The sequence below is a fragment of the Nodosilinea sp. AN01ver1 genome, assembly GCF_050565655.1.
GTDB lineage: Bacteria > Cyanobacteriota > Cyanobacteriia > Phormidesmidales > Phormidesmidaceae > Nodosilinea.
Map to the genome: position 1 here is coordinate 1 of NZ_JBNXVS010000020.1, position 25,958 is coordinate 25,958.

At 55.2% G+C, this 25,958-nt stretch carries 22 protein-coding genes and 1 pseudogene; 8 read left to right on the top strand and 15 right to left on the bottom strand.

Features of this window, described 5'->3' with window-relative positions; translation table 11 throughout:
- Window positions 1-66: 66 nt before the first annotated feature.
- On the bottom strand, window positions 67-1,497 hold the full coding sequence (locus tag ACQ4N7_RS15960) for a pentapeptide repeat-containing protein (RefSeq protein WP_430712497.1): 1,431 nt from the start codon (window positions 1,495-1,497) through the stop codon (window positions 67-69).
- 185 nt (window positions 1,498-1,682) lie between these two features.
- On the opposite strand from ACQ4N7_RS15960, the gene ACQ4N7_RS15965 reads away from it, so the two are divergent.
- Window positions 1,683-2,291: a Uma2 family endonuclease gene (locus tag ACQ4N7_RS15965; RefSeq protein WP_430712498.1), complete on the top strand. Its 609-nt coding sequence runs from the start codon at window positions 1,683-1,685 to the stop codon at window positions 2,289-2,291.
- 38 nt (window positions 2,292-2,329) lie between these two features.
- Here ACQ4N7_RS15965 and ACQ4N7_RS15970 read toward each other — a convergent pair whose 3' ends face one another.
- The 3 genes and pseudogenes from ACQ4N7_RS15970 to ACQ4N7_RS15980 form a co-directional block, all read right to left on the bottom strand.
- The gene (locus ACQ4N7_RS15970) at window positions 2,330-2,746 is read right to left on the bottom strand and encodes a hypothetical protein (protein ID WP_430712499.1); all 417 of its coding nucleotides are present in this window, start codon (window positions 2,744-2,746) and stop codon (window positions 2,330-2,332) included.
- Window position 2,747: 1 nt separating this feature from the next.
- On the bottom strand, window positions 2,748-3,500 hold the full coding sequence (locus ACQ4N7_RS15975; RefSeq protein WP_430711796.1) for an IS1 family transposase: 753 nt from the start codon (window positions 3,498-3,500) through the stop codon (window positions 2,748-2,750).
- Window positions 3,501-3,574: 74 nt separating this feature from the next.
- Window positions 3,575-3,823, bottom strand: a pseudogene (locus tag ACQ4N7_RS15980) (mechanosensitive ion channel domain-containing protein); the annotation flags it as partial.
- Between the two features lie 490 nt (window positions 3,824-4,313).
- Here ACQ4N7_RS15980 and ACQ4N7_RS15985 point away from each other — a divergent pair.
- Both ACQ4N7_RS15985 and katG read left to right on the top strand, forming a co-directional pair.
- Complete coding sequence (locus ACQ4N7_RS15985) at window positions 4,314-4,874, top strand: peroxiredoxin (RefSeq protein WP_430712500.1); 561 nt, start codon at window positions 4,314-4,316, stop codon at window positions 4,872-4,874.
- A gap of 283 nt (window positions 4,875-5,157) precedes the next feature.
- Entirely contained in the window at window positions 5,158-7,416 is a 2,259-nt protein-coding gene (katG, locus tag ACQ4N7_RS15990) for a catalase/peroxidase HPI (RefSeq protein ID WP_430712588.1), read from the top strand.
- Between the two features lie 243 nt (window positions 7,417-7,659).
- On the opposite strand, the gene ACQ4N7_RS15995 is transcribed toward katG, so the two are convergent.
- Window positions 7,660-8,199, bottom strand: a complete 540-nt coding sequence (locus tag ACQ4N7_RS15995; RefSeq protein ID WP_430712501.1) for a superoxide dismutase family protein — start codon at window positions 8,197-8,199, stop codon at window positions 7,660-7,662.
- 196 nt (window positions 8,200-8,395) lie between these two features.
- Between ACQ4N7_RS15995 and ACQ4N7_RS16000 the strand changes: the two genes are divergently transcribed.
- Window positions 8,396-11,578 carry a DEAD/DEAH box helicase gene (locus ACQ4N7_RS16000; protein WP_430712502.1) on the top strand — a complete coding sequence of 1,061 codons (3,183 nt, stop codon included), beginning with the start codon at window positions 8,396-8,398 and terminating at the stop codon, window positions 11,576-11,578.
- A 135-nt stretch (window positions 11,579-11,713) separates the two neighbouring features.
- Here ACQ4N7_RS16000 and ACQ4N7_RS16005 read toward each other — a convergent pair whose 3' ends face one another.
- Entirely contained in the window at window positions 11,714-12,700 is a 987-nt protein-coding gene (locus ACQ4N7_RS16005) for a hypothetical protein (RefSeq protein ID WP_430712503.1), read from the bottom strand.
- A gap of 110 nt (window positions 12,701-12,810) precedes the next feature.
- Here ACQ4N7_RS16005 and ACQ4N7_RS16010 point away from each other — a divergent pair, with 110 nt between their 5' ends.
- On the top strand, window positions 12,811-13,272 hold the full coding sequence (locus tag ACQ4N7_RS16010) for a tellurite resistance TerB family protein (protein ID WP_430712504.1): 462 nt from the start codon (window positions 12,811-12,813) through the stop codon (window positions 13,270-13,272).
- Between the two features lie 107 nt (window positions 13,273-13,379).
- On the opposite strand, the gene ACQ4N7_RS16015 is transcribed toward ACQ4N7_RS16010, so the two are convergent.
- Together ACQ4N7_RS16015 and ACQ4N7_RS16020 are read right to left on the bottom strand one after the other, a co-directional pair.
- The gene (locus ACQ4N7_RS16015) at window positions 13,380-13,802 is read right to left on the bottom strand and encodes an HNH endonuclease (RefSeq protein WP_430712505.1); all 423 of its coding nucleotides are present in this window, start codon (window positions 13,800-13,802) and stop codon (window positions 13,380-13,382) included.
- Window positions 13,799-14,215 (bottom strand): hypothetical protein, encoded by a 417-nt coding sequence (locus tag ACQ4N7_RS16020; protein WP_430712506.1) that lies wholly within the window; start codon window positions 14,213-14,215, stop codon window positions 13,799-13,801. The genes ACQ4N7_RS16015 and ACQ4N7_RS16020 overlap by 4 nt, the downstream gene beginning before the upstream one ends.
- A gap of 83 nt (window positions 14,216-14,298) precedes the next feature.
- Between ACQ4N7_RS16020 and ACQ4N7_RS16025 the strand changes: the two genes are divergently transcribed.
- Window positions 14,299-15,135 (top strand): SWIM zinc finger family protein, encoded by an 837-nt coding sequence (locus ACQ4N7_RS16025; protein WP_430712507.1) that lies wholly within the window; start codon window positions 14,299-14,301, stop codon window positions 15,133-15,135.
- Window positions 15,136-15,138: 3 nt separating this feature from the next.
- On the opposite strand, the gene ACQ4N7_RS16030 is transcribed toward ACQ4N7_RS16025, so the two are convergent.
- The 7 genes from ACQ4N7_RS16030 to ACQ4N7_RS16060 form a co-directional block, all read right to left on the bottom strand.
- The gene (locus ACQ4N7_RS16030; RefSeq protein ID WP_430712508.1) at window positions 15,139-15,780 is read right to left on the bottom strand and encodes a Uma2 family endonuclease; all 642 of its coding nucleotides are present in this window, start codon (window positions 15,778-15,780) and stop codon (window positions 15,139-15,141) included.
- A 55-nt stretch (window positions 15,781-15,835) separates the two neighbouring features.
- The gene (locus ACQ4N7_RS16035; protein WP_430712509.1) at window positions 15,836-18,142 is read right to left on the bottom strand and encodes an FdhF/YdeP family oxidoreductase; all 2,307 of its coding nucleotides are present in this window, start codon (window positions 18,140-18,142) and stop codon (window positions 15,836-15,838) included.
- Between the two features lie 170 nt (window positions 18,143-18,312).
- Complete coding sequence (locus ACQ4N7_RS16040; RefSeq protein WP_430712510.1) at window positions 18,313-18,774, bottom strand: hypothetical protein; 462 nt, start codon at window positions 18,772-18,774, stop codon at window positions 18,313-18,315.
- A gap of 308 nt (window positions 18,775-19,082) precedes the next feature.
- The gene (locus ACQ4N7_RS16045; protein ID WP_430712511.1) at window positions 19,083-20,213 is read right to left on the bottom strand and encodes a ParM/StbA family protein; all 1,131 of its coding nucleotides are present in this window, start codon (window positions 20,211-20,213) and stop codon (window positions 19,083-19,085) included.
- Between the two features lie 534 nt (window positions 20,214-20,747).
- On the bottom strand, window positions 20,748-22,382 hold the full coding sequence (groL, locus tag ACQ4N7_RS16050; protein WP_430712512.1) for a chaperonin GroEL: 1,635 nt from the start codon (window positions 22,380-22,382) through the stop codon (window positions 20,748-20,750).
- Window positions 22,383-22,668: 286 nt separating this feature from the next.
- Complete coding sequence (gene groES, locus ACQ4N7_RS16055) at window positions 22,669-22,980, bottom strand: co-chaperone GroES (RefSeq protein WP_430712513.1); 312 nt, start codon at window positions 22,978-22,980, stop codon at window positions 22,669-22,671.
- Between the two features lie 135 nt (window positions 22,981-23,115).
- Window positions 23,116-23,460 carry a Dethiobiotin synthetase gene (locus ACQ4N7_RS16060; protein ID WP_430712514.1) on the bottom strand — a complete coding sequence of 115 codons (345 nt, stop codon included), beginning with the start codon at window positions 23,458-23,460 and terminating at the stop codon, window positions 23,116-23,118.
- A gap of 224 nt (window positions 23,461-23,684) precedes the next feature.
- Here ACQ4N7_RS16060 and ACQ4N7_RS16065 point away from each other — a divergent pair, with 224 nt between their 5' ends.
- Both ACQ4N7_RS16065 and crtB read left to right on the top strand, forming a co-directional pair.
- Complete coding sequence (locus tag ACQ4N7_RS16065; RefSeq protein WP_430712515.1) at window positions 23,685-24,869, top strand: DegT/DnrJ/EryC1/StrS family aminotransferase; 1,185 nt, start codon at window positions 23,685-23,687, stop codon at window positions 24,867-24,869.
- Window positions 24,870-25,049: 180 nt separating this feature from the next.
- On the top strand, window positions 25,050-25,928 hold the full coding sequence (crtB, locus tag ACQ4N7_RS16070) for a cyanoexosortase B (protein WP_430712589.1): 879 nt from the start codon (window positions 25,050-25,052) through the stop codon (window positions 25,926-25,928).
- Window positions 25,929-25,958: the final 30 nt, after the last annotated feature.

A 25,958-nucleotide genomic window follows, 5' to 3' on the forward strand; every position in this document is an offset into this window, starting at 1 on the left:
CCCCTTGCTCTTCAGGGTCGATCTCCGGCAGGTTTGGCTCTGGACGTGGCTGTATCGTCATGCCCCTTATGCTACAAACTTTTGCCCCATTCCCAGTAGGTCAGCTTTGTTGCGGTGACTAATTACCTCAATGCCACCTGCTTTTAGTGCCCGCCGCCACTTGGGATGCTTTTCAACCTCCTTGCAGAGTTCTTTCATCAACTGCTCTTTTCCGGCATCGGTCGTAGTATTGTAGGTCTCTGCCAGGGTATTGAGGAGGTTCTGAATTTCTTTCGCGGCCTCGCCTAAATCCTGCTGTTCTGGAGCATAGATATGCTGGACAGATTGTATGCGGCTACCTGATTGGGCCGTATCGACAAACTGACCAAAGCTAGAACCGCGCATATCGTACTTTGAGCCTTGGTTTTGAGCCACAATGCCAATTACTCCTGTAAGTTCTGTATTTCTCTGGCGTTCCAATTCAATTGTGCGTCGTGCGTCTTCTAGATGCGCCCCCTGTAATCGTAGCCTTTCCTCATATTGCGCTTCGAGGGCGGCGAGCTGGTGGGCGTAGCGCTGCTTTACCTCTGTCTCAATGGCGGCTTTATCGGCTTCGGCCTCTACCTCTAACCGCACGATAAAGGCATCGCCCTTGCGCTCCATACCTTGAATCGAGATGTTTTCGTCGCGGTGACTGGCTCTCAGGTCTTGGAAGGACTGGAAAAACGCTTGCCAGTCGATGCCCTCGGTGAAGGTGATGGGAATAGTTTCTAATGCACTAGCAATGACTTGAAATAGTTGAGTAAACTCACCTTGGACAAATGTTCTACCAGCGTCTACAGGAAGACAGCCTGAAAACTGCTGTTTTTCATCGTCATAAGTGCAAAAAATACGGTCGCATTTGACGTGCTCAAGGATTGTTGAGGTGCCGATTTGCCAGTTAGCTATGCAGGCTCCCGTCAGTGTTGCCCTAGTGAAATTGGTGTAAAGAACTTGGGATTCATTGAGGTTGGCATCGGTTAGATCTGCATCGGTCAGGTTGGCATAGTTAAGGTTGGCATCGCTGAGATTGGCATCGCTGAGATTGGCATCGCTGAGATTGGCAAATTGGAGATTGGCAGAACTGAGATCAGCGGATCTGAAATTAGAAAACTTGAGGTTAGTGTTGCTGAGGTCAGAGTTATCGAGATTACTAGCTTTGAGGTTGGCAGAGCTGAGATCAGCGGAGCGGAGATTAGCGGCAAAGAGGTTGGCAAATCTAAGATCAGCAGCCTCGATGTTAGCAGAGCTGAGATCAGCAGAGCTGAAGTCAGAAGATCTAAGATCGGCGGATTTAAGATCGGCAGAGTGAAAATCAACGTAATGACAATCGGCGAAACTGAGGTCAACGGAGCTGAGATCGGCAAAATTAAGATTGACACTACTGAGATCTATCTCAATTCCGGGATTCTCCTTTCTCCATGCATTCCAGACTTCACTCCCTTGCCTGAGCAAAGCGACCTGTTTTTCATTTGCCATCGCTGTTGGGCCTGCATCGTCACCTCACCATTAGACTACGCGCGATCGCTCATCCGTTCCGTATCGTTTTTTTGGCCTGTAGCCTGTAGCCATATTGATAATCACAACAATCTCACGCTAACGGGCAAAGCTAATGCCGCGATAATGGAATTGCTTAGGCGCGTTCTGCTGGAGACTAAAACACCATGACCGTTGCCGCTACTCTCATGAGCCTTGACGACTTTTTTGCCTACGACGATGGCACCGACACCCTTTACGAGCTAGAAAATGGGGAACTGATCGCTACTTCGTCAGAGAGCGATCGGAACCGGCGGATTGCGGTGATTCTCTCTGCTTACTTCTTGCAGGCTGGTATTGGGCCAGAGTGCTTACGGATGAAAACCGAGGTGACGGTATTGGGGGCACGGTCAACGGTGCGCCTGCCTGACCTGATGGTGTTATCAGACGAATTGGCGATTCCGGGACGGATCGCTTCGCGAATCGCCCTAGAAAACGCCCCTCGCTCCACCGTCACCATTGATATGCCGCCGCCCCAGCTGGTGGTGGAGGTCGTATCACCCGGCAAGAAAAATAGTGATCGCGACTACCGCTACAAGCGATCGCAGTACGAAGCCCGTGGCATTGCCGAGTATTGGATTGTCGACCCCATCCTGCAAAAAGTGACGGTGCTGACGCTGGTAGAAGGTCTCTATGAGGCTGCCATTTTTGAAGGAGAGGCAGATATCACCTCGGCTCTCCTGACCGAGTTGGCCTCAGCGAAAAGGCTGACCGCAACTCAATTGCTGAATCCTTGATTAAAATCCAGCGCCAGAACCTCTTTTGGCAGGGCAACTTAAGACTCTTCCTTGTCTCCCCCCTCGGTGACGATCGCGCTGATCGTATCGATCGCCCCCTGGCGAAAGCTGAGCGTGTAGATCTCGGTGGGCATTTCGATACCCGCCGCTTGCAGCGCCTCTTTAATGGCCTGAGAGGCTTCTGAAGTCACCTGCAAAAACGACTGACGGCGAGAATTGACCCAAAACCGCACCTCTAGCTGGACAGTGCTGGGGGCCAACTCTTGCACCAAAATCAGCGGCGGCGGCTCGGGTTCGACGCCCTTGATCGGCGTCACCGCCTCAACAATCACCTGGCGAGCGGCGTTGATATCGGCATCGTAATCGATACCGACCACGACATCGCTGCGGCGCACGGGCGAGTCGGTGTTGTTGACCACGCTCTTTTGAAACACTTGCTGATTGGGGTAGTGCATTTTAGTAAAGGACAGAGGAAAACGTAGGCGATTCCCGTTCTGCCAGCTTCTCTCTAACTTGGCGATTGTAGTCGTGGATGAACGTCCAAATCGCACCAATGTGATTCTCTAGCTTTTTGGAAAAGGACAGCGTCTTTCTCACTAGCCGGGAAATCCGCTGCCTCAAGGTGTTGTTCAGGCGTTCGATGTAGCTCGTCAAGCCACTGTCTTTGCCGACGGCAACATGCCGTTTGCTCGGAATCACGGTGACGTAGGCCTCCCAGTAATCGGTGTAGACCTTGGCACACTGTCGATATACCGCCGGGATGGACTGCCATAGGGCAATCGCTGATTCCCGAGAGCGATCTCCGATATGACAGCCGATGATCTCTCGGGTATCAGCATCGATCGCCACCCAGACCCACTGCTTGTTGCCTTTATTGTCGACAAAAGACCAGAGCTCATCCATCTGCACCTTGAGCTTGCCTTTGGCCTTGGGGACGACCGCTGCCGCTTTGGACACGGCGTCATAACATGCGTTGACATAGGTCTGGAGCCAGCTATCCGAGACATCGGTGACCCTGGCGATACCGGCTAATGGAATTTTCTCCAACAGCAGTAGATTAACGAAGGCCCGAGTATCCTTGTCTTTCGGCTTCCACTGGGGATCTTCGACGAACTGGCGGTTGCAGTCTCGGCACTTGTAGTTTTGTTTACCACGCCGGGTAGTGCCGTTCTTGGAGATGTCGTGAGACCCACAGGTTGGACAGGTCATCTCGATTGTCATGGAGCCTACTCCCCCAGAATCTAGAAGTGCAACGGCGTTACCTTATTTCTCTCTATCCTTTACATTAATCCACTACCGTAGGTGCGCATGGTGGTGGCCCGCAGCTGAATCTGCACCACGGTGCCCTCGTAGTTACCAATCACCACCTGATCGCTAATGCGAAAGGGGCGGGCCGCCAGCAAAATCACCCCAGAAATATAGTTGCTGAGCACGTCGCGCAGGCTAAAACCGATCGCTACGCTGGTCAGCCCCAGGGTGCCGAGCAGGGTGGCAAAGTTGAGGCCCAGCACCCCCAGGGCCACTGGAACCCCCTAGGCTAAAACAGAGGGCGATTGACGGCAGGCAGGATAGCCAGTCTGCTTTAACTGACCTACGTACCATGCCCTGACTTCAGATTTTAGGTCTATACCCAGCGGCAGATAAATTTCACTTTGTAGAGATATTACAGGTTGCAAAACACTTTTATTTTTTACGCCCAAGCACGGTTGGATTGATTTAAGCTGACAGCATACAAACTCGTAGTGAGTATGACTTGATATAGGCTTGAGCGCCTGTCTTTTAGGAAAACTCCCCAACTTTGCACAGAACAACTTGATCGGGTTTGGCCGTAGTTGTAAGACTAGGGCCAAGTTAGTCGCTACGAGTAATTGTTTAAGCAACGGTTGTTTGAACGTAGTGACCTGCAAACATTCCTCTGGCAGGTGTGAGGGCGGGCCACTAATTTTGAGTAGTATTCCTACTCATTAATCTCGCAGTTAAGACGGGTTTAGCTGAAGTGAATGCGAGTAAGGAGCTGAGCCAATGTTTCTCAGTCATGAAGGCCACAAAGTCCCTCAGGTGACGTTTCGACTGTTCACCGAGGCGAGTGAATGCGAGCTTTCGACGGCGGATCTTTTTGATCACAAAACCGTGGTGGTGTTTTCGGTGTTGGGAGCGTTTACCTGCCCATATTCCCCCATTCAATTGTTGGGCTATAACGAGTATGCTCAGGCATTTCGAGACAACGGCGTTGATGATATTCTCTGCGTTTCGGTGAATGATCCATTCTCGCTGGCTGCCTGGGCTCAGGAAGAAGGAGCCGATCAGGTGCGCTTTATTCCCGATGTCAATGGCGACTTTACCCGCGCCTTGGGGATGATGGTAGATCTCTCTGATTTAGGCATGGGGCACCGCTCCTGGCGCTATTCCATGCTGGTGAAAGACGGACTCATTGAAAAAATGTTTGTCGAGAAAGATGGCTTTGAGGCAATGCCAGTGGTTTCTAATGCCGAAACCATGTTGGACTACCTCAATCCAGAGGCCAAACAGCTAGAGCAGACGGCTGTGCTGATGCAGGTGTGGCGGACGATGCTTTCTGCTTAAGCAAATGTGCTCAGGTAAAACAGCATAACGATATTCACAAATGCGCCTCACCAAGACATTACAAGTTGTAAATGCTAATCATTTTGAACGCTGCAAAGCAAGGGTGATTGATGTAGGCTTGCTTTATAAAGTCGTAACGAGTACGACTTAGTACTCGTGAAACCACAACAGGGAAAGAACTATGACAAGTAGCCCAATGAGATGTCCGTTCCCCATGAGCGGGAAGCTCATGGAAATCTGGCGAGCTGTGACCTCTGTCCTGGCATCGAGTAGCGCCGAAAAAATGGAGGCTGGTACAGCGCAGTCTGAGCCCCCCAACGGGGCCAGCAGCGCCAGCCGGTGCCCCGTTCTGGCCGGACCTCAAACTCGACTTGGCACGTCTAACCGAGACTGGTGGCCCAGTGCTTTGAATCTCAATATTCTCCATCAGCACTCGGCTAAGGCTAACCCGATGGACGAGTCATTTAACTACGCTGAGGCGTTCAAAAGTCTCGATTTGGCGGCGCTGCGGGCCGATATCTATGAGCTGATGACCACCTCGCAGGACTGGTGGCCCGCCGACTACGGCCACTACGGGCCGCTGTTTATTCGTATGGCCTGGCACAGCGCCGGTACCTATCGCATTGGCGACGGGCGCGGCGGGGCGGGCTCGGGCAGTCAGCGGTTTGAGCCGCTCAACAGCTGGCCCGACAACGCCAATCTCGACAAAGCCCGCATGCTGCTCTGGCCCATTAAGCAAAAATACGGCAACAAAATCTCCTGGGCCGACCTGATGATCTTTGCGGGCAACTGCGCCCTGGAGTCGATGGGCTTCAAGACGCTGGGCTTTGCGGGCGGGCGCGTGGATGTCTGGGAGCCCGAGCTAGATATCTACTGGGGTAATGAAAAAGAATGGCTCGGCAATGAGCGCTACGAGGGCGATCGCGTGCTGCTAAACCCCCTCGCCGCCGTGCAGATGGGCTTGATCTATGTCAACCCAGAAGGGCCAGACGGCGAGCCCGACCCGCTCGGCTCAGGGCGCGACATTCGCGAGACCTTTAAGCGAATGGCGATGAACGACGAGGAAACCGTCGCCCTCACCGCTGGGGGGCACACCTTTGGCAAGTGCCACGGGGCTGGCCCAACTACCCACGTGGGGCCTGAACCTGGGGGGGCCACCATCGTCGACCAGGGCCTGGGCTGGAAGAGCACCTTCAACACGGGGGTTGGCGTCGATGCGACCACCAGCGGCATTGAAGGCGCATGGACGCCCACGCCCACCCAATGGGACAACAGCTACCTCGAAACCCTGTTCAAGTATGACTGGGAGCTGACCAAGAGCCCCGCTGGTGCGTGGCAGTGGAAGCCGAAGGGCGACGCGGGGGCGGGGACAGTGCCCGACGCCCACGACCCGTCGAAGCGGCACGCCCCGATGATGACCACGGCGGACATGTCGATGAAAATGGACCCCGTCTACAACCAGATCGCCCAGCGCTACCGCGACAACCCCGACGAGTTTGCTGAGCAGTTTGCCAAGGCCTGGTTTAAGCTGACGCACCGTGACATGGGGCCGCGATCGCGCTACCTTGGCCCCGAAGTTCCGCAAGAAGAGTTTCTGTGGCAGGATCCCATTCCGCCCGTTGATCATGAGCTGATCGACGAGCAGGATATTGCTGCCCTCAAGGCCAAGATCCTTGAATCAGGGTTGTCGGTTGCCCAACTGGTGTCAACCGCCTGGGCCTCGGCCTCCACCTTCCGCTGCTCCGACATGCGCGGCGGGGCCAACGGAGGGCGCATTCGCCTGGAGCCGCAGAAAAGTTGGGAAGTCAACCAGCCCGAGCAGCTGGCCACGGTGCTGCAAACCCTGGAGGGCATTCAGCAGGAGTTCAACAACTCGCAGTCGGGGGGCAAGCGGGTGTCGATCGCAGACCTGATCGTGCTGGGCGGCTGCGCGGGCATCGAGCAGGCGGCGAAGAATGCGGGTCACGACGTGACGGTGCCCTTTACGCCGGGGCGCACCGATGCCACCCAGGAGAAAACCGATGTGGAATCCTTTGAACCGCTGGAGCCGACCGCCGACGGGTTCCGCAACTACACCAGCGGCAGACACACCGAATCGCTGGAGGAACTGCTGATTGACCGGGCGCAGCTGCTGAACCTGTCGGCCCCAGAGATGACGGCGCTGGTGGGCGGCCTGCGCGTGCTGGGCGCGAACCACGGCGGCTCCAAGCACGGTGTCTTCACCGATCGCCCCGAGACCTTGACCAACGATTTCTTCGTCAACCTGCTCGATCTGGGCACCACCTGGAAGGCGACCTCTGACGATGAGATTGAGTTTGAGGGCAGCGATCGCAAAACCGGCAACCACAAGTGGACCGCTACTCGCGTTGACCTGATCTTTGGCTCCAACTCGCAGCTCCGCGCCCTGGCAGAAGTCTACGGCGCTTCTGACTCGCAGCCGAAGTTCGTGCACGACTTTGTGGCCGCCTGGGATAAGGTGATGAACCTCGATCGCTATGACCTGAAAGCCGTGCAGGCAGAAAGCGCCGCCAGGAGCTTCTAGGTACAACGTCAGCTCGCTACCTGCGGCAATCTTGGGCTTAGGTAGAAGCTAAAGATAAAACAGAGAGCGGCGTTTCAACTTGTCTTGGAACGCCGCTCTTGGGTTTTGATCCAATACCAAAGCGGTTTGCAGCCAATCGTAGGGTACATTCGCGAAGCAATGCACCGCTCTGTACGCGGTTCATTGCGGCCACAAAGCGAATTTTGGGATAGTTGGCCAAGGTCTACAGGCCGCGAATGCACCCTACTGGATCACGGCGCAGGCGATGCGCCCGCCCGAGCCACCGATGGGCTGCGAGTAGTGATCGTCTTTGTCGGTGTGGATGATCAGCGCCGTGCCGTCGTCGTCGAGCAGCTTGGCGGCCCCGGCATCCAGCTCTACCAGATCGCTGTACAGCTCGACTTCCACGGTGCCATCGGCGGCGACCACCAGATTGGGCAGGTTGCCTTCGTGGGGGCCATCGGGGTTGCGAAACCCGTGGGGCGTATCAAATGGGTTCACATGCCCGCCCGCGGATTTGAATGCCGCTAGGTCTGAACAGTCTCCCACAGCGTGAAAGTGCATGCCGTGGTAGCCGGGGGGCAAGTCTTTGGCTTTAATGTCGATCAGCACGCCTTTGTGTCCCTGCTCGACTTGGACTGTGCCAATGGTGTTGCCGCTGTTGTCGATCAGGTCGGCTTGGGTGATGAGAGCATCAGCGTAGGCGGGGCGAGCCAGCATAGCAACAGCAGCCAGACACAGGGTCAAACAAAGCCGCTTGAATCGATTAAGAAGGACGAGCATAGGTCTATCCGTAGCATCTGCGGTTAGATCTTAATGGATTGAACGGCTGGGTAACGGCAGACTCCTACGCTTTTAAGGCTTCCGTGGTAAAACGTAAGCATTGTTATGTTGATTAGAACGAGGCGGCTAGTCGTCTTCCTCCCTACGATTGAACGGGTTGGGACAGGGCCGATAGCACTACTGTCGGGACGGAATAATGCAAATTCTCCACGGCACTTGGATACCTCAGCCCGCTTCCGACTTCGTGCAAACAGGCGGCTTTTGCCTGTGGGTTGAAACCGAGCAAAAGAGCCGCCGCAAGCAATTGCCCCACGTCCACCCCTGCCATCTGCCAGAACCCGATTTGGCGGCGGTACTCACCGATGAGCTAGGGCTGAAGTCGCCCGATCGCCGTCCCCTGACCACCTTCATCACCCCCCGCACTTTTCTGCTGCCCACGGTGGAGGGTCAGCCGCTCCCCTCCCTGGAGCTATCGCGATACCTGGAGGTAGAACCCCCGGAGCGCTTTGACTGGCAGTACTGGCAGGTCGATTGCTATGCCCTCCCGGTACTAGCCGACGCGATCGCGCTGCTGAATAATCTGCACTTTCTGGCTGTCTACAATCTGGCGGAGGTGCAGCTGGGGGCCGACCTGCTGTTTTGGTACCACTACACCCAGGCATTTAAGCAGGTGATTCTGCGCGATCAGTACATTCCAGCGTTGAAGTATCGGCAAATTCAAGTTTCCAAAGCCACCACCGGACGCAAGACGGCGGCGAAGACGACTAAAAAGCAGCCCCAAAAATCAGAGCCAGGGTTCGAGATTTATTCGGGGTGGGAAATTGTGGGCGATCGCTACCTTGAGCACATCCAAACCTATATCGACTACATGCCCCTGCTCTGCGTTGCCGGGTTTGAGGAACCGCCCCAAACACCCACCTTCTACGATCGCACCACCCTACTCTGCCACTTTTCAGAATGCTTTGTCGATGACCTGGTGCGGGGCACGACCATACCCCAAAACTATCTCAAAACCATTGAAAATACATTGATTCAAGACTGTTTGCTGGCCAAGATTCCGGGTAAATCGGCAGCCGGACTGGAACGCTATCAGCAGTGGCAGGGATGGCGCGATCGCATCAGCCGATCCGAAACCGCCGCTCCCTTCCACATTGGCTTTCGCCTGGAAGAACCTGCTACCCCAGACTCTCCCTGGCAGATCCAGTTCCTCGTCGCCCCTAAGGATGATCCCTCATTGCAAATTTCCCTGGAGGAGTTCTGGCAGCTGCGCGGCAAGAAACAGACCCAGCTGCGCCAGCATCTAGGAGAAAGCTTTGAACAGCATCTATTGATGAATCTGGGCTACGCCGCCCGCATCTATCCTAAATTTTGGGATGGTCTGGAAACCGATCAGCCGGTCGGCATCCCCGTTGATCTCGACACCGCCTTCACCTTCCTCAAAGAATCCGCCTGGGTGCTCGAAGACGCCGGGTACAAAGTGATCATCCCCGCCTGGTGGACCCCCAAGGGTCGCCAGCGGGCCAAGGTGCGGCTGCGAGCCAAGGGCAAATCCCTTGGCAGCAGCGACAAATCGAAGGGCTACTTTTCCTACGACACCCTGGTGCAGTACCAGTACGACCTCTCCATTGGCGACCAGCCCGTCACCGAGGCCGAGTGGCAGCAGCTCGTCAACGCCAAGTCGCCCCTGGTCAAGTTTCGCGGCCAGTGGATGGAGCTAGACCAGGACAAAATGCAGCAAATGCTGGAGTTTTGGCAGCAGCAGCAGGCCAAAAACCCAGAAATGAGCCTGCTCGACTTTATGCGCCTGACCAGCGGCGAAACCGACGATGATCTGGAGGTGGAGTTCGATCGCGACGACGCCCTGGCCACCATGCTCACCCAGCTCAGCGACAAAACCCGCCTCGAACTCACCCCCGACCCCGCCCAGTTGCAAGGAACCCTGCGCGACTACCAAAAGCGCGGCCTCTCCTGGCTGCATTACTTAGAGAATCTGGGCCTGAACGGGTGTCTGGCCGACGACATGGGCCTGGGCAAAACCGTGCAGGTGATCGCCCGCCTGATTCAAGAGCGAGAAGAAGTGGAGCAGCCGATTCCTCCCACGCTGCTGATTGCGCCAACGTCTGTAGTGGGTAACTGGCATCACGAGATCGAAAAGTTTGCGCCGCACCTGCGGGCGGTAGTGCACCACGGCGGAGAACGGAACCAGGATGCCAAAGCCTTCAAAGCAATCTGCCGCGACCACGACGTGGTGATCACCTCCTTTACCCTGGCCCGTAAAGACGCCAAGCTACTGGAGGGCGTTACCTGGCATCGTATCGTGCTCGACGAAGCCCAGAATATCAAAAATCCCAAAACCGCCCAGACCAAGGCCATTCTCAAGCTCAGCGCCAACCACCGCCTCGCCCTCACCGGCACCCCGGTCGAAAACCGCCTGATGGATCTGTGGTCGATCTTCAACTTTCTCAACCCTGGCTACCTGGGTACCCAGAGCCAGTTTCGCAAGCAGTTCGAGCTGCCGATCCAAAAAGAAAACAGCCCCGCCCGCTCCGCCACCCTCAAAAAACTGGTAGAACCCTTCATTCTGCGGCGGCTCAAAACCGACCAGTCAATCATCAAAGACCTGCCCGACAAGGTCGAGCAAAAGCTGTTCTGCAACCTCACCCCCGAGCAGGCCTCTCTGTACGAAGCGGTGCTCAAAGATGTCACCGAGCAGATCGAAACCAGCGAGGGCATCCAGCGCCAGGGGCTGATTCTGGCCACCCTGACCAAGCTGAAGCAAATTTGCAACCACCCCCGCCAGTTTTTGCAGGATGAGAGTGAGTTTACGCCCGAGCGATCGCACAAGCTCAGCCGCCTGCTCGAAATGCTCGACGAAGTGGTGGCCGAAGGCGAAAGCGCCCTGATCTTCAGCCAGTTTCGCGAAATCGGCGACGCCCTGGAGCACCACCTGCGCCACACCTGCCACTACAACACCTACTACATCCACGGCGGCACCAGTCGCCAAAAGCGCGAGCAGATGATCGCCGCCTTCCAAGACCCCGACAGCGAACCGGCGATCTTTGTATTGTCCCTAAAAGCCGCCGGGGTGGGCATCACCCTCACCCAGGCCAACCACGTCTTTCACTTCGATCGCTGGTGGAACCCCGCCGTCGAAGACCAGGCCACCGATCGCGCCTTTCGCATTGGCCAAAAGAAAAATGTCTTCGTCCACAAGTTTGTCGCTATGGGCACGCTGGAAGAACGCATCGACCAGATGATTGAGGATAAGAAAAAGCTGGCGGGGGCGATCGTTGGCGCTGACGAATCGTGGCTGACGCAGCTAGACAACGATGCCTTTAAGCAACTGATCGCCCTCAACAAAAGCGCGATCATGGATTGAGTTTTTGGCAATCTTTCATTTAAATAGAGATAGTTGCTCAGCTCTGTCCTTGCAAGAAAACTAAAATCATAATAAATAAATTGATGTTCAGCAAAAATAGCTTATCAAGCCTCGAATTCATGAAGCTTCATTCAATCAAGTTTCGTAATACAAGCTAGGGGAGCCAAAACCAACCGGATAAAAATTTTGGGGCATGTTAATTCTGAGACAAATGTCTCCGAGTTCCACCACAAAATCCTCTAGAACTTTCAATGCTTGCAGCTCCAGGTATTCTTTTTCGGTTCTCCAAGAACGCTGATAATAAGGTAGAGCTCCTTCATATCCTGAAAAAGTTGAAAACTTATTTTCATGAACAATTTGATTGCGAATATTTAAAACCTCAATAATCTTTTTCACCACCTCTTCATTTATTCTCTTACCTGATTGCCGGGTAAGGTTGTTGATTGCATCTATAATATTTTCGTTTTTTCTACGCATGATCTCTGCTGACGCCTCTATCGCCAGAGAATTTATTAGACTTTCTTTGGATTCATTTTCTAGTATCTTCTTGAGCGGAATTCTTCCATCCCTATCAAAGCCTCTTCTTCTGCCTGAATCTTTTTTGAATAGACCAAGGCAGCCGCTCATTTTTTCAGGGGATTCAACAAATAGAACAGTAATGAAGTTTTCTGTAATTAGTTCAAAATAAGTTCCTATAAGTATAAAATTTTGCTTTCTATAGGTTTCTATGCTGTCGTCTAGGTCTGAAATTAGTTTCCAAGCTCTCATTAATGAAAGCTTTTTTCTCCCTTCGTCAGAAGCCTCCAAATCTATATAATCATCCATTCCGCATTGTGTTTCTAAATAGTGAAATAGTTCTTGTGCTTCATCATCTTTTGCCATCTTTCGTATTTCTTCGAGAGAGTATTTCCCTAGATAATCTGCTACAGTCCATTCCCCAGCGACTTCCCAATCTAGAAGCACAGAACTATTCGGAGCGTAATAGGGAATATGAGTGTTATGAATTTGGGAATTAATTAGACCAAGAATACTTTCCTCGCTTTGCAAGAATTTCATAGAGCTCTCAAAAATCCTTCCTGCCCTCGAAATTTCATCTATCCAGCGCTTATTGTCAAACACCATGGCTTTTTTAGTATGTAAATGTATTCTTCATCCAATTTTCATGTTCAAGTTGCTGATCAGCATAAAAAACAACGTAGGTGTAACTAGATGCAATTACTTGGAAGGGCCTTATGGCATTATTTAACGAAACTCTACTCAGAGAATTGAATCTTAATAGTTCGTCGCAGATGACTGGACTCAGTCCAGTTGAAGGCATTATTGTATTCCTTTTTGCAGCTATGATGGCAGACGATGTCATTTCCGAGACTGAAAAAGAGGTCGTATGGAATGCTGTCTCACGAATGCAGCTGTTTAGAAGCTATGCCAGAGATGTAGTAGGAAAGATCTTTATAAAGATTGGCCAAGATTTTGATCGCTATGGATTTAAGGAAGTAATTTTTGCTGCTAAAGAGGCAATCCCATATGAACTTCGGGATACTGTGTTTGCAATCGCAACTGATTTAGTTTTGTCGGATGGAATACTGAGTCAAGAAGAAGCAACTGTCCTTACAATGATGCATCATTTACTAGAGGTGCCTGAAGAAAATGCTCAACAGATAATTCAAGTTATAGCCATAAAAAATAAAGGTTAAACAGCAACAGTTAGCGTATGGTAGGCACTGCCCACCATACCATCAATTCTTTTCCGCTATCACTCCGCGATCGCCCCCTCCTCTAAACCATCCCCATCCACACCGTTCTACAAACCCTGAGGTGGATGCCAGGCAAACTCAATCCAAAGGAGTCGGGCAGCGACGATATTGTCATTGTTGAGCTGCAAGGCAACGACAGTCGCACGGCCAGTAGGAGTGTTTCCAATGATATGAGTCCCACCATTACCCCAAAAAAAGTGAGCCGCCCAATCTTCTATTCGAGGGTTGAATAGCTGCACCAGTTGCTGAGATTCAGGATCAACCGCCTCGGTTTTTGCGCCCTTGAATTCATTACAGCGGTGACAAGCCGCTGCCAGGTTAATCCTGTCATCGGTGCCACCCAACGAACGTGGGAGAATGTGTTCCATCACTAAAGGAATCCCTGTCAAGCGTGAGGATGTCTGGCAATATTCGCAGCGATGGTTGGCTTCTTCGATGACCTGTCGCCGCAGGCCCTCAGAAATGGTCATGCTGGTGTTGGCAAATCTTCTAACTTGGGCAGCTTTTGGCCTCGCCAGCGCAGCAGTGCCCAGGCATATGCTTTACGCAACATGAGCTGATCGGCAGTCTGTCTTAAATCGGTCAACTCCTGTCGTTCATTCAGAGAAAGCTGACCCTCTTGATTTTGTTCTAAGAGTTCAGAATGCCGATGCCATTGAGCCGGTTCGGCTTGAGCTTGGGCAATAGCTAACAACTCATGTGTGCTGAGGGTTTGCATCGCCAGCAATTCAGCCTGTAGTTCTGGCGGAGCATTTTCTGCAGAAGGTGGAAGGTTGCTGAGCACACTTTGAGCAACCAACGCTTCAATCGATTGTTGGGTCGCTGCCGCAATTTGCCTCAGTTGACGAATTACAGGTTCAGGCAGTTCGATGGTAATTTGCATCGACATAGCGGCAAATAGTGGGTCATATTAGCCTATTCTACTCCCCTAGCCACTTACAATAAAACCAGCACTGGAGGCTAGCGATGGCAAACTTTAGCCGCACCTGGTGGGGAAAGAGGTTTATTGATGCGATCGAGAGCCTGACCGACTCGGGTCGGTTGCAGCGGGGGCGCTCCTACGCCAGCGGCGGCAAGGTTAAAAGCTTTGAGATCGATGGCGGGCTAGTTACAGCTAAGGTACGCGGGTCGGTAAACCCCTACTTTGGGGTGACGAAAGAACCGCTATATACCACCACCATCGACTTTACGCCGATTAGCAAAGCCAAGTGGGCCGCCGCGATCGCCCTCATCGCCTCCAAAGCCAGCCTGATCTCCCGGCTGCTGCTCAACGAAATTCCTGACAACATCGAAGACAGCTTCAAAACCCTGGGGCTCAATCTGCTGCCCGCCAGCGCCAAAGACTTTAAGACCCAATGCTCCTGCCCCGACTACAGCAACCCCTGCAAACACATCGCCGGAGTCTACTACCTGATCGCCGCCGAACTCGATCGCGATCCCTTCCTGCTGTTTGAGCTGCGAGGTTTGCCCAGGGAAGCGCTGAAAGCCGAGCTGGCTAAGTCGCCCCTGGGGCAGGCACTCTCGGCAGAGCTTTCGGCTCAGCAGCGATCGCCCGACCCCGTCGAGTACTACTATACCCAGCCCCAAACCGTAGAAGCATCAGCCCCCAGCCTAAAAGAATTTTGGCAGGGAGAGAAGCGCCTACCCCAGACCATTGAGGTGGCTTCGCCGTCAGCCGTGCCAGCGATTCTGGTCAAAAAGCAGGGTGACTTTCCCGCCTTTTGGAGCCGCGACAACTCGTTTATAGAAGCGATGGAGAGTCTCTACGATCGCGTCCGCAGCAAAAACAAAGATCGCCTGTAGCGATCAATTGGGATTGCAGAGCTGTGCTCGAATCCACTGGCGAAAGGTTCTAACCCAGCTAGTTTCCCCCATGGTTTGGCTAGTCTGCAAAAACCGCAGCAGTGCGTCTTGCCGAAGAAGTGGGAGGACGGTAGATACGGCTTGAGGGCAGTACTCACCGTTGACCAGGGCGAAGATCGTTAGCGCTGTGCCGTCAAATCGCCAGACTTCTGGCACGCCCAGGGCCGCGTAAATCGCCATGCGATCTAGCGAGCTGCTGGTGTTGTCGATCTCAATGGCCAGGTCGGGCGGCGGGTCAATGGCCAAATCGATCTCATCCTTGCCGCGAACGGCCTGCTCGTGCTGAATGTAGTAGCACTGGTCAGGTTCTAGCCCTTTGCTCAGGTCTTCTCGGTTCCAGGTGGTAGAGCCTAAGCTGCGAATTTCAGTCTCGGTTTCTTCGGTGGTGACTTCCACCATACGGCCCATCAGCTTTTTGTAGCTTTCATGGGGAGGCAACGGCACCATAATTTCTAAGGTTCCCTGGTCGTAGGTGAGGCGTTTACCTGGTGCTGACTCTAGGTCACGAATCAGTCCTTGGTAGGTAGCCCAGCTTACTCCCTGCAAGACAACCTGGTTACGTGGTGCGGTCAATAGGGACGTCACGGGTAGTCTCCTGTACCTAACTCTCCAATTCTAGTGGGAGATATCACCGCCGCTGCTACAGAGCAAAAACCGCCACGGGCACCCGCTTATAGGCCGGAGTACCTGCCCGTGGCTCAATCCGCGCCTTCATCAGCACATTGGCTTCGGGGTAAAACATCAGTGCCGCGCCCGATCGCACCTCTCCAAAAATGATCTCAATATCGTCAAGCTGCCCCGCATCGCCCCGCACGCTGACCCGCTGGTGCTGGCTAAAGCCTGCCTTGTGAGCATCGTCGGGGTTGATCAGAACGCAGTGGCGGTGGGGCATCCCCCGATACTCATCGGCTTCTTTGTAGACCACGGTATTGTGCTGGCCGTAGCTGCGCCCGGTAATCAGCGCCAGCACCAACGCGGGATGAGGGGTATCAGATAGGCCAAACTCTGACAGGGTGGGCAGCGTCAGGTTGGGCAGCGGCGTGGTCTGCATTTCGGCTTTCCCCGAGGGCGTGGGAAATTTGGGCTCTAGAAAGATGCGCCCGCCAATGGTGAACTCGGCGTTGGTATCATCAATCTCGCCAATTCTTTCGTAGCCGGGGATAGCCTGGGCGATCAGCTGACGCACGTAGCGGGTATCGTGCAGTCGCCGCCACTGAATTGGATCCTCTCCATGAATGCGGTGGGCCAGTTCCGCCAAGAAATCGATCTCCGTCACCAGGTCGGCATCCTTGAGGTGGGTTTTGCCGGGGCTGTTGAGCCGCACAAAGTTGTTGCCCGACTCGACGGTGGTTTTGTGGGGGTTCTCGAAGCGGGCATAGACCGGCACGATAATCGTGTTTTGCCGTGCCAGCCCGTGGAAGTGGCCCTGGTTGGGCTTGGTGGCGAGATAGACAATCGTGTCGATGTTGCCGAGGGCGCGCTTGGCCTGGGTGAGATCGGGGTTAGCGGCGTAGAGATTGCCCCCCAGACACAGCAGGGTATCGACTTCGCCCCGGTCGGCGGCCTCGATCAGGGCGCGAGCGTCGTAGCCCGGCTCGCGCTGGAGCGATTTGCCCAGCAGTTTCTCTAGCGCCTCGCGAATGCTGTCTTTGAGGTGGGCCGTCACCCCCATCGAGCCAAAACCCTGCACGTTAGAATGGCCGCGAATCGGCATCAGACCCGCGCCAGGCTTGCCCACGTTGCCGGTCATCAGGGCGGTATTGGCGATGCTGAAGATGGTGTCGACGCTGTTGGCCTGGTGGGTAATGCCCATGGCCCAGGCAAACACCACGTTCTGGCTGCTGTGGATCATCTCGGCGGCGGCGACAATCTCCGTCAGCGATAGGCCGCAGGTGGCGACGATCGCCTCCCACCCGGTAGCGTTCACCTGGTCGATGACCTCCTGCCAGTGCTCGGTGTGGGCCTTGAGGTAGTCAAACTGCACCCAGCCCCGCTCCAGCAGCACCTTTTGAATGCCCACAAACAGGGCCAGGTCGCTGCCGGGGATGGGCTGCAAAAACAGCGAGGCAATCTCTTGGCCCTGCACCAGCCGCAGGGGGTGGGCGGGGGAGCCAAACTTGGCCAGGCCCACCTCTTTGACCGGGTTAATGACGAGGACTTGGCCGCCGCGATCGCGCAGCTCGATCAGCTCGTTCATCAGCCGGGGATGATTGGCGGGGGCGTTGGAGCCCACCAGCACCACGCAGTCGGCCTGACGCAGGCTTTCCAGACTCACCAACGAGGTGCCGGTGCCAAAGACTTTGTTCAGGCTGACGGTAGAGGGGGCGTGGCACAGGTCAGAACAGTCGGCCAGGTTGTTGGAGCCCAGCGCCCGCACCATCAGCTGAAGCAGAAAAGCCGCCTCATTGGACGATCGCCCCGAGCTGTAGGAAGCCACTCGCTCCGGCGGCAGCGAAAAGCCAGCGGTGGTGAGCTGGTAGATTTCTTCCCAGCTCACCCGTTCGTAGTGGTCAGACCCGGCCCGGCGAATCACCGGAAAGCTGAGCCGACCGAGGCGATCGGCTTGGCGAGAGGTGAGGGTTTGCAGTTCTGAAATGGTGTGGCGATCGAAGAAGTGATCGCCCAGGCCCGGTTGCAGCTCTGACGAAATGGCCTGCACGCTTTTCATGCAGCGCTGAAGCGGTTCTTCTAGCTCGTTGACAAAGCCGCCGTTTTGCCCCCCGGTGCCCCAGGCGCACGACAGGCAGGCGCTTTTATGGAATAGCTTTTTCCAAATCTGCGGCCCCTGGGGTGACAAGGTCTTTTCGGCCCAATATTGAATGATTGGCAGACCGCCGCCAACCTCGGGCACAGGGATAGACTCGTCTTCGACGCCGAGATTGGCCGTGGCTAGGTGAGGTTCGGCGGGCGAGGTGGCGTCACTGTCAGGTCGAGTGCGATCGGTCATGTTGAAGGTTTCTCTACAGCCGCTATGCAACAACTATAGCGAGAGGGGCAGAGGCAGGTATGTAAGCCTAAAGATAGGGAGTTGTGTACTGAGCAGCCATAGGGCGACCCAGTACACCTTAGCGGGCAGGCTACAGCAAACCTTCGGCCCTGCGTGTGGATGGGCGATCGCTAAAAATCATCAATTAAACCGCTCAGGCGAGACAGTACAGGGTCTTCAGGCACGTCTTCAACCTCGTCTGCGTCGGGCACTGCTGCCGCAGCAGGTAGGGGAGAAACCGGGACAGAAGGAACATTGCCCCCCAGTTGAGTGACCTGAAAAGTCAACTGCTGTACCTGAGCCTCTAACCGCTCTAGTCGATTTTTTTCTTGGGCAAAAAAACGCTGTTCTATACTGAGCAACTGGGCCTCAAGGCTCTCAATGCGCTTACTTGCATCTGTAGACGGGGGTTGACCAGGGTAAGCATGATTGCCCAGCAAAAGCTGGTGGAGCGCTTCTTTGCAAAGGCTGCTAAAACTCAAACCTGGCTGTTGATCCAGCTCAGCTTTGACAGCTGCCAATAGATGCTGATCAAGCTCACTTTGACGAAACAAAACCAGCTTTTTCGTCTGGCGCAACCACTTCAATACCATCATTCTCGTCCCGAAACCATAGTGCCACCCACGAGTCAATACCTCTTCCCAACCCAAGACATGCGTCGTGCAGCAATCCTCTACAAATTGCAAAAACTGGTAGGGTAAGCGTCTCGCCTGCACGGGCAAGATGCCCATCCTACCAGCCCGAATCCATTCGGATCGCTACATCTCCAATCCGGTTACTAGAGGGTTTCGCCCGTTAAAGTGCCTTAACTAAATTGACTGCCCCCATAGAACCGTTTTTGTTAGGCAAATCAACCTTCGATCAGGAAGAGATGAGGCATGGCTACGCTCAAAGCTAACGACTAGGTGGCCGTACGAGCGGCACGGGCCGACGCCATCTGGGCCTCTCCATAGAGATACTGTCCCAGCGCGTTAGCCTGTCGACAGGGTGTAGCGAGGTGAGCATTAATTTTGGCCTCTCTCAGCAGGCGCTGAAAATCATCCCAGAAAAACTCACCCCCGCCCCCTGTGAGAATGACATCGGTCACTCGCTCTGGCAGCCAGGCCAGCAGACGATTGCACATCTCTCGCGAGAAATTTTCTTTGAGGTTCGGCAAAATGTCGTCTAAATTAGTTGGTCTATTCGCTCCCCGAGGCCGATAGAATCGCTCTCCCTGAGGCTGATTGACAGCCGCGATTAACGCTAAAGACTGGCTATCGGCCCCCTCAATTTGGGCGGCCACCTGCTCGTAAAACTGGCTCATGGCAAACGCTTCACTTCTCGAAACGCCACGGGCAAATCTAAAGTTGTCGACCATGATGCAATCGGTGGTTTGATGCCCAATATCTACGATCGCAACAGGCAGCTTGGTAAAGTCAACATTAATATCTTTCTTCTCTTGCACCTCATTCCAGAGAATGCTGCCGTACCCTTCGGGCATGACCCAAACCTTGTTGATGGTGATGGTAATCGGCTCACCGCGATAGCTCATGACATGCGGCCCCAGCAGCAGGCTCATCAGCTGCTCTTTCTCGCGCTCAAACTGATCTTGGGAGTGATAGGGCAGCCCCAGCACCACCGAAATCTCATCCCGCATTTGAAAGTAGCCAACACAGGCCAAAACCTTGACCAAAGCATCGTTAACTTTAGATTGGCCGACCCCTAAATTAGCGCCAAAATCTTCTGCAAGCTGCCCCATGGCGTAGCCACTGCCCTGGTAAACCATCCATATGTCAGATAGAGGATCCGTTGCTCGAGCTTCAAACGCGCCTCCCTGCACCTGCTCCATTGACAAATGCTTGACGTTAGCCGGAATAAAAACGACGCTATTGGGATCGCGGCTGATGGTGGTTTTGGTTGAGGTTCGCCCCAAATCAACGCTGAGAATAGATTTGGACAAAACACTGGTTTCTTTAACCACTGCGGTATCGCCTGACGTTTTCACCAGCGGTGTCTGGTTCATTGGTATCGAAGCAGCTTGTGACATGGTCATTGATTCTGAACCCTTTATCGAGCTTCACAAAAACCACCAACCTCATATCCCCATGGCAAAGCTAAGCCAAAAATCTTTCCAGAATTTGACGGAGATCGGGTTTTAGACTTGATGGTTAACTGTCCAAGACTCTTAAAGCGATAAAGTGTTCCAGAGAAAAATATTTCAAAGACTGCACCTTGGCATAAAAATGTCAAATATTTAGATTGCTTTACAGTTGACCTATCTATCAGTGTTATCTATCTTGAGCAGGTCAAAAAAATCACAAGGATTATCCATAAAGGCTTGCCAGCTCTATATTCTAGACCCGTTTGCTCAATTTCTGTCGTCATCTATCGGGTGGCAGAATAAGCAAAGCTGATGATTTTGTCCTTTGTCTATACGCCTGGACGAGTTCAGGGTTTGAGGGAATTTGGGTTTGAGCTAAACTCAGTCAGCCTAGTTTCTCACTACAAAAAGGGCTCGGCTGATTTGATCAGCCGAGCCCTTTTTGCTTACCTCAAAGCAGACCGAATTCGGTCTGCCTTAGCCGGTTTAGTAGTCGAAGTCGCCGCCCATGCCAGCACCCGCGCCAGCGGCAGGGGCCTTGGGCTCGGGTTTGTCGACCACGATGCACTCAGTGGTCAGCACCATTGAGGCGATCGAGGCGGCGTTTTGCAGGGCAGAGCGAGTGACCTTGGCGGGGTCGACAATGCCAGCCTCAAACATATCGACGAACTGGTTGTTGGCCGCGTTGTAGCCGATGTTGAAGTCCTTCTCCTTCACCTGCTCAACGATAACGGCCCCGTTGAAGCCCGCATTCTCAGCGATGCGGCTGAGGGGGGCGGTGAGGGCGCGGGTGACGATCTGGGCACCCAGCAGCTCTTCGCCGCTGAGGTTGTCGCTGGCCCAGGCTTCGAGCTGGGGAGCCAGGTGGGCCAGGGTGGTGCCGCCGCCGGGGACGATGCCCTCTTCAACCGCCGCTTTGGTGGCGTTGATGGCGTCTTCGAGGCGCAGCTTGCGGTCCTTCATCTCGGTTTCGGTGGCGGCCCCGACTTTGACTACGGCCACACCGCCAGAGAGCTTGGCCAGGCGCTCCTGCAGCTTCTCTTTATCGTAGGTCGAGTCGGTTTCCTCGATCTGGCGACGGATTTGCTCGCAGCGGGCTTTGACCTGTTGCTCGTTGCCCTCAGCCACCACGGTGGTGGTGTCTTTGGTGATGGTGATGCGGCGAGCGCTGCCCAGCATGTCGACCTTCACGTTGTCGAGCTTGAGGCCGGTGTCTTCAGAGATCACCTGGCCACCAGTGAGCACGGCGATGTCTTCGAGCATGGCCTTGCGGCGATCGCCGAACCCAGGCGCTTTCACAGCGGCCACATTCAGCACGCCGCGCATGCGGTTGACCACCAGGGTGGCCAGGGCCTCTTTCTCAATGTCCTCAGCGATGATCATCAGGGGCTTGCCGGAGCGGGCGACTTGCTCCAGCACGGGCACCAGATCCTGCACCAGGGCAATTTTCTTGTCAGTAATCAGGATGTAGGGCTCATCCAGCACCGCTTCCATGCGCTCGGTGTCGGTGACGAAGTAGGGCGACAGGTAGCCCTTGTCGAAGCGCATGCCCTCGGTGACCTCCAGTTCGGTGGTCATGGATTTGCCTTCTTCGAGGGAAATGACGCCTTCGCGACCGACTTTATCCATGGCGTCGGCGATCATCTGGCCCACTTCGTCGTCGTTACCGGCGGAGATGGCACCCACCTGGGCGATCGATTTGGAGTCGCCAACGGGGCGGGCGTGCTCGGCAATTTTTTCGACCAGGAAGGCGGTGGCTTTGTCGATGCCGCGCTTCAGCGAGATGGCGTTGGCACCAGCGGCGACGTTGCGCAGCCCTTCTTTGACGATCGCATGGCCCAGCACCGTAGCGGTGGTGGTACCGTCGCCCGCAGCATCGTTGGTTTTGCTCGCCGCCTGGCGCAGCAGGGAGACGGCGGTATTTTCAATATGGTCTTCTAGCTCAATTTCTTTAGCGATGGTGATGCCGTCGTTGATGATTTGGGGCGCGCCGTACTTTTTCTCCAGCACCACGTTGCGGCCTTTGGGGCCGAGGGTGACGGCGACGGCTTCGGCCAGCATGTCGAAACCGCGCTCCAGGGCGCGACGGGCATCTTCGTTGTAGGTAATCGACTTAGCCATAGGTGAAAAAATCCTCCCAGCAAGAATGGTTGACTAACTGCGGTGGGTTTGAGGTTGTAGGGTGTGTCACGGCAATGCCTGACGCACCAGGTAATGATTTTGTAGGGTGTGTTAGGCGCAGCCGTAACGCACCGAGCTTACTCAGAGGGATGTTTCGAATGGATGAGACAGCCCGCTAAGGAGTTTTTTGAGCGGTGCATCGCTAGCGCGGATGCACCCTACAGGTTGAGCTGCGATCGCTCAGGTTAACGGTGGGCGGTGCCCACCCTACCTAGCCAAAATGGGGTTACGCTAGGGCGGCAAGAACGTCGGACTCGCGCAGCAGCACGTAGTCGTCGGTGCCAAGCTTGATATCGGTACCGGCATATTTGGAGTAGAGCACCTTGTCGCCGACCTTGACTTCCATCGTCTGGAACGAGCCATCGTCGTTGCGCTTGCCGGGGCCAACCTGCACCACTTCGCCCACCTGGGGCTTTTCTTTAGCGGTGTCGGGCAGCAAAATACCGCCGGCGGTTTTTTCTTCAGCGGCGCTGACCTTGACCAAAATGCGATCGCCCAAAGGTTTAACAGTTGACACACTCAGGGTGACAGCTGCCATGTTGTACCTCCAAATAGTTGGCAATAAAAGGATTAAGAATGGTTGGAAGCGATTTAGCACTCTCGCTTCCTGAGTGCTAATTTAGCCGCCAGAACGTTCCTTCAGCAATTCTCTGAAAGGTGTGGTTTGCCGAACTCAACTCACCCATTCGCCGAACACAATCGACGTTGCCACCTTGCCAATGCGCCCCAGGTCTTCGTCGAGCAGGGGTGGCCAGACGACGCCCGCCTTTTGCCCCTGGGCGTAGAGCTGGCGGCTCTCGTAGGAGAGAATAAACAGGGCTTTGATGAGAGTGCGATCGAGGGTTGGTTCCGATTTGAGCCCTTCAAACAGCACCTTGAGGGCGAGCAGCAGGGAGGTTACCTGGCCAGGAATAGGCGGTTTGCCCTGGCGCAAGCAGGCGATAAAGGTATCGGGCAAGTCGTCGCTGGTGCCGAGGGTTTGGCGCACCACAAAGGTGTGAGCGGTTTCAAAATCCATAGGGGTAACGGTAGCTGAATTGGGATGTATTGATCCCCGCGCGTGCTGGTCGGCTGCGATCGAGCCAAAGCGATATCTGCCCCAGTTTACTGCCTGAGCCCTATTTCAGCGGTATTGAACTTAAAGTTGCGACTCCTGGCGGGCTGATAAGGCGTCTTGGGTTTGGGGCAAGCTGAGCGTGACTGGCGGGCGTCAGTTGTTAACCCCGACCTCGATAGGTGAGTATGACCATCGCTTCTCCACCGACTATTCCCTTTGTGGATTTGACCTGGCAGCATGCGCCCCTGCAGGAGGCTATGCAAGGGGTGATGAATGCCGTCATGACTCAGGGCGACTTTGTGCTGGGTCAGGCTCTGAGCGATTTTGAAGTTAATTTTGCGGCGGCCTGTGGCACTCGCTTTGGGGTGGGGGTCGGCTGCGGTACCGATGCGATCGCCCTCGGGTTGATGGCCTGCGGCCTTACCGCCGGGGATGAGGTGATTTTGCCGGCCAACACCTTTGTCGCCACGCTGATTGGGGTGCTGCGGGCGGGGGCAACGCCTGTGCTGGTCGACTGCGATCGCGCCACCGCCCTAGTCGATCTCGCCGCCGCCGAGCAGGCCATTACCCCCCGCACCCGCGCCATCGTGCCCGTGCACCTCTACGGCCAAATGGTGTCGCCCCAGGCGCTGCTCAACCTAGCCAGTCGCCACCGCCTGATTGTGTTTGAAGACGCCGCCCAGGCCCACCTGGCCCAGCGCGACGGCTACACTGCTGGTTCGCTGGGGCTGGGGGCCGCCTTTAGCTTTTACCCCAGCAAAAACCTCGGTGCCCTGGGCGATGGCGGCATGCTGGTGACACCAGATGAACAGGTGGCAAAAACGGCGCGATCGCTGCGCAACTACGGGGCCACCAGCAAGTACTACCACACCGAACCCCAGGGCACCAACAGCCGCCTCGACACCCTGCAAGCCGCCGTACTCAACGTCAAACTGCCCTACCTACAGGGCTGGAACCAGGCCCGCTACGCGATCGCCCAGCACTACGATCGCAGGCTCGCTCCCCTGGCCGAGTGCGGCATCGTGCCCATGCGCAACGACGCTGGCCCCGGCCACATCTATCACCTCTACGTCGTGCGCGTCACCCCGCCCTGCCCCCTGGGCCGAACCGAACTCCAGGCCCAGCTCACCGCCGCTGGCGTTCAGACCGGCATCCATTACCCCATTCCCTGCCACCTGCAACCCGCCTTTCGCTCCCTGGGCTATGGCCCCGGCCACTTCCCCGCCGCCGAAGCCCTCAGCCAGGAAATTCTCTCGCTGCCCATGTACCCCGGCATGACCATCGAGCAAGTCGATTATGTGGTAGACGCTATGGTGGAAGCAGTCGCCGCCGTGCGATCGCCCAGCCTTTTGCAGGAAGTGAGGGGATGAGGGAATGAGGGGATGAGGAGTGAAAACAAATTCAAAATTCAAAATTGAGAATTCAAAATTTTGCACTTTGCACTTTGGATTTTGCACTTTGAACCCTCACCTTCCCCACCCCCTCACCTTCCCCACCCCCTCACCTTCCTCACCCGCCCACCCACCTACCCATCCACCCACCCACTCCCCATGCGCCGCCGCTACCTCACCCCAACCCTGGCCATAGCCGCCCTGCTGGCGATCCTCTACGGGCCGCTGCTGCTGCACTGGGTCGATGGCTGGCTGCACAAGTCGATCAGCATTCAGCACGAGTACTTCAGCCACGGGCTGCTGGGGCTGCCCTTTGCGGCCTACATCGCCTGGGGTAAGCGCAGCGCCTGGAACGGGCTGCCCGATCGCTGCTATCCCCTGGGGCTGGGGCTGGTGGGGCTGGCCAGTTTGATGTACCTCACCCGCCTGCCCGACTGGATGAATTTGTCGCTGCCGGTGATGCTGGTGGGGCTGTGCCTGAGCCTGAAAGCGATCGCAGGCATGCGACTCCAGGCGATTTCTCTCATTTTGGTGGCGCTGGCGACGCCAAACCAGCTGCCCTACCTGATTGAGCCGTATATTTTGCCGCTGCAGCAGTTGATTGCCTCGGTGGCGGGGTTTTTGCTGGTGCAGCTGGGTCTTCCGGTCACGGTTGAGAGCATTTACCTGTTTGTCAACGGTCAAACGGTCGAGGTTGCGCCCCACTGTGCCGGGCTGAAAATGCTCTTTACCAGCCTCTACGTCGCCCTCATGCTGCTGTACTGGACGGGGGCCTACAGGTCACGGCTCAGAACGGGTTTGTTTGTGGGCAGTACGGTAGCGGTTAGCGTGGTGGGTAATATTCTGCGCAATGCTCTGCTCAGCTATTTCCACGGTATGGGCCAGGACGGGGCCTTTGCATGGCTGCACGAAAGCTGGGGCGGCGACCTCTACTCAGCGCTGATGCTGCTGACGATTATTTTGCTGCTGCGGCTGATTCAAGACCGGGTGCCAGCCAGCCTCAATCTGGTGGTGCAGTCGCCCTCGTCGTCGGTGTAGGCCTGTTGTTGGTTCTGTTGTTTAGCGCGA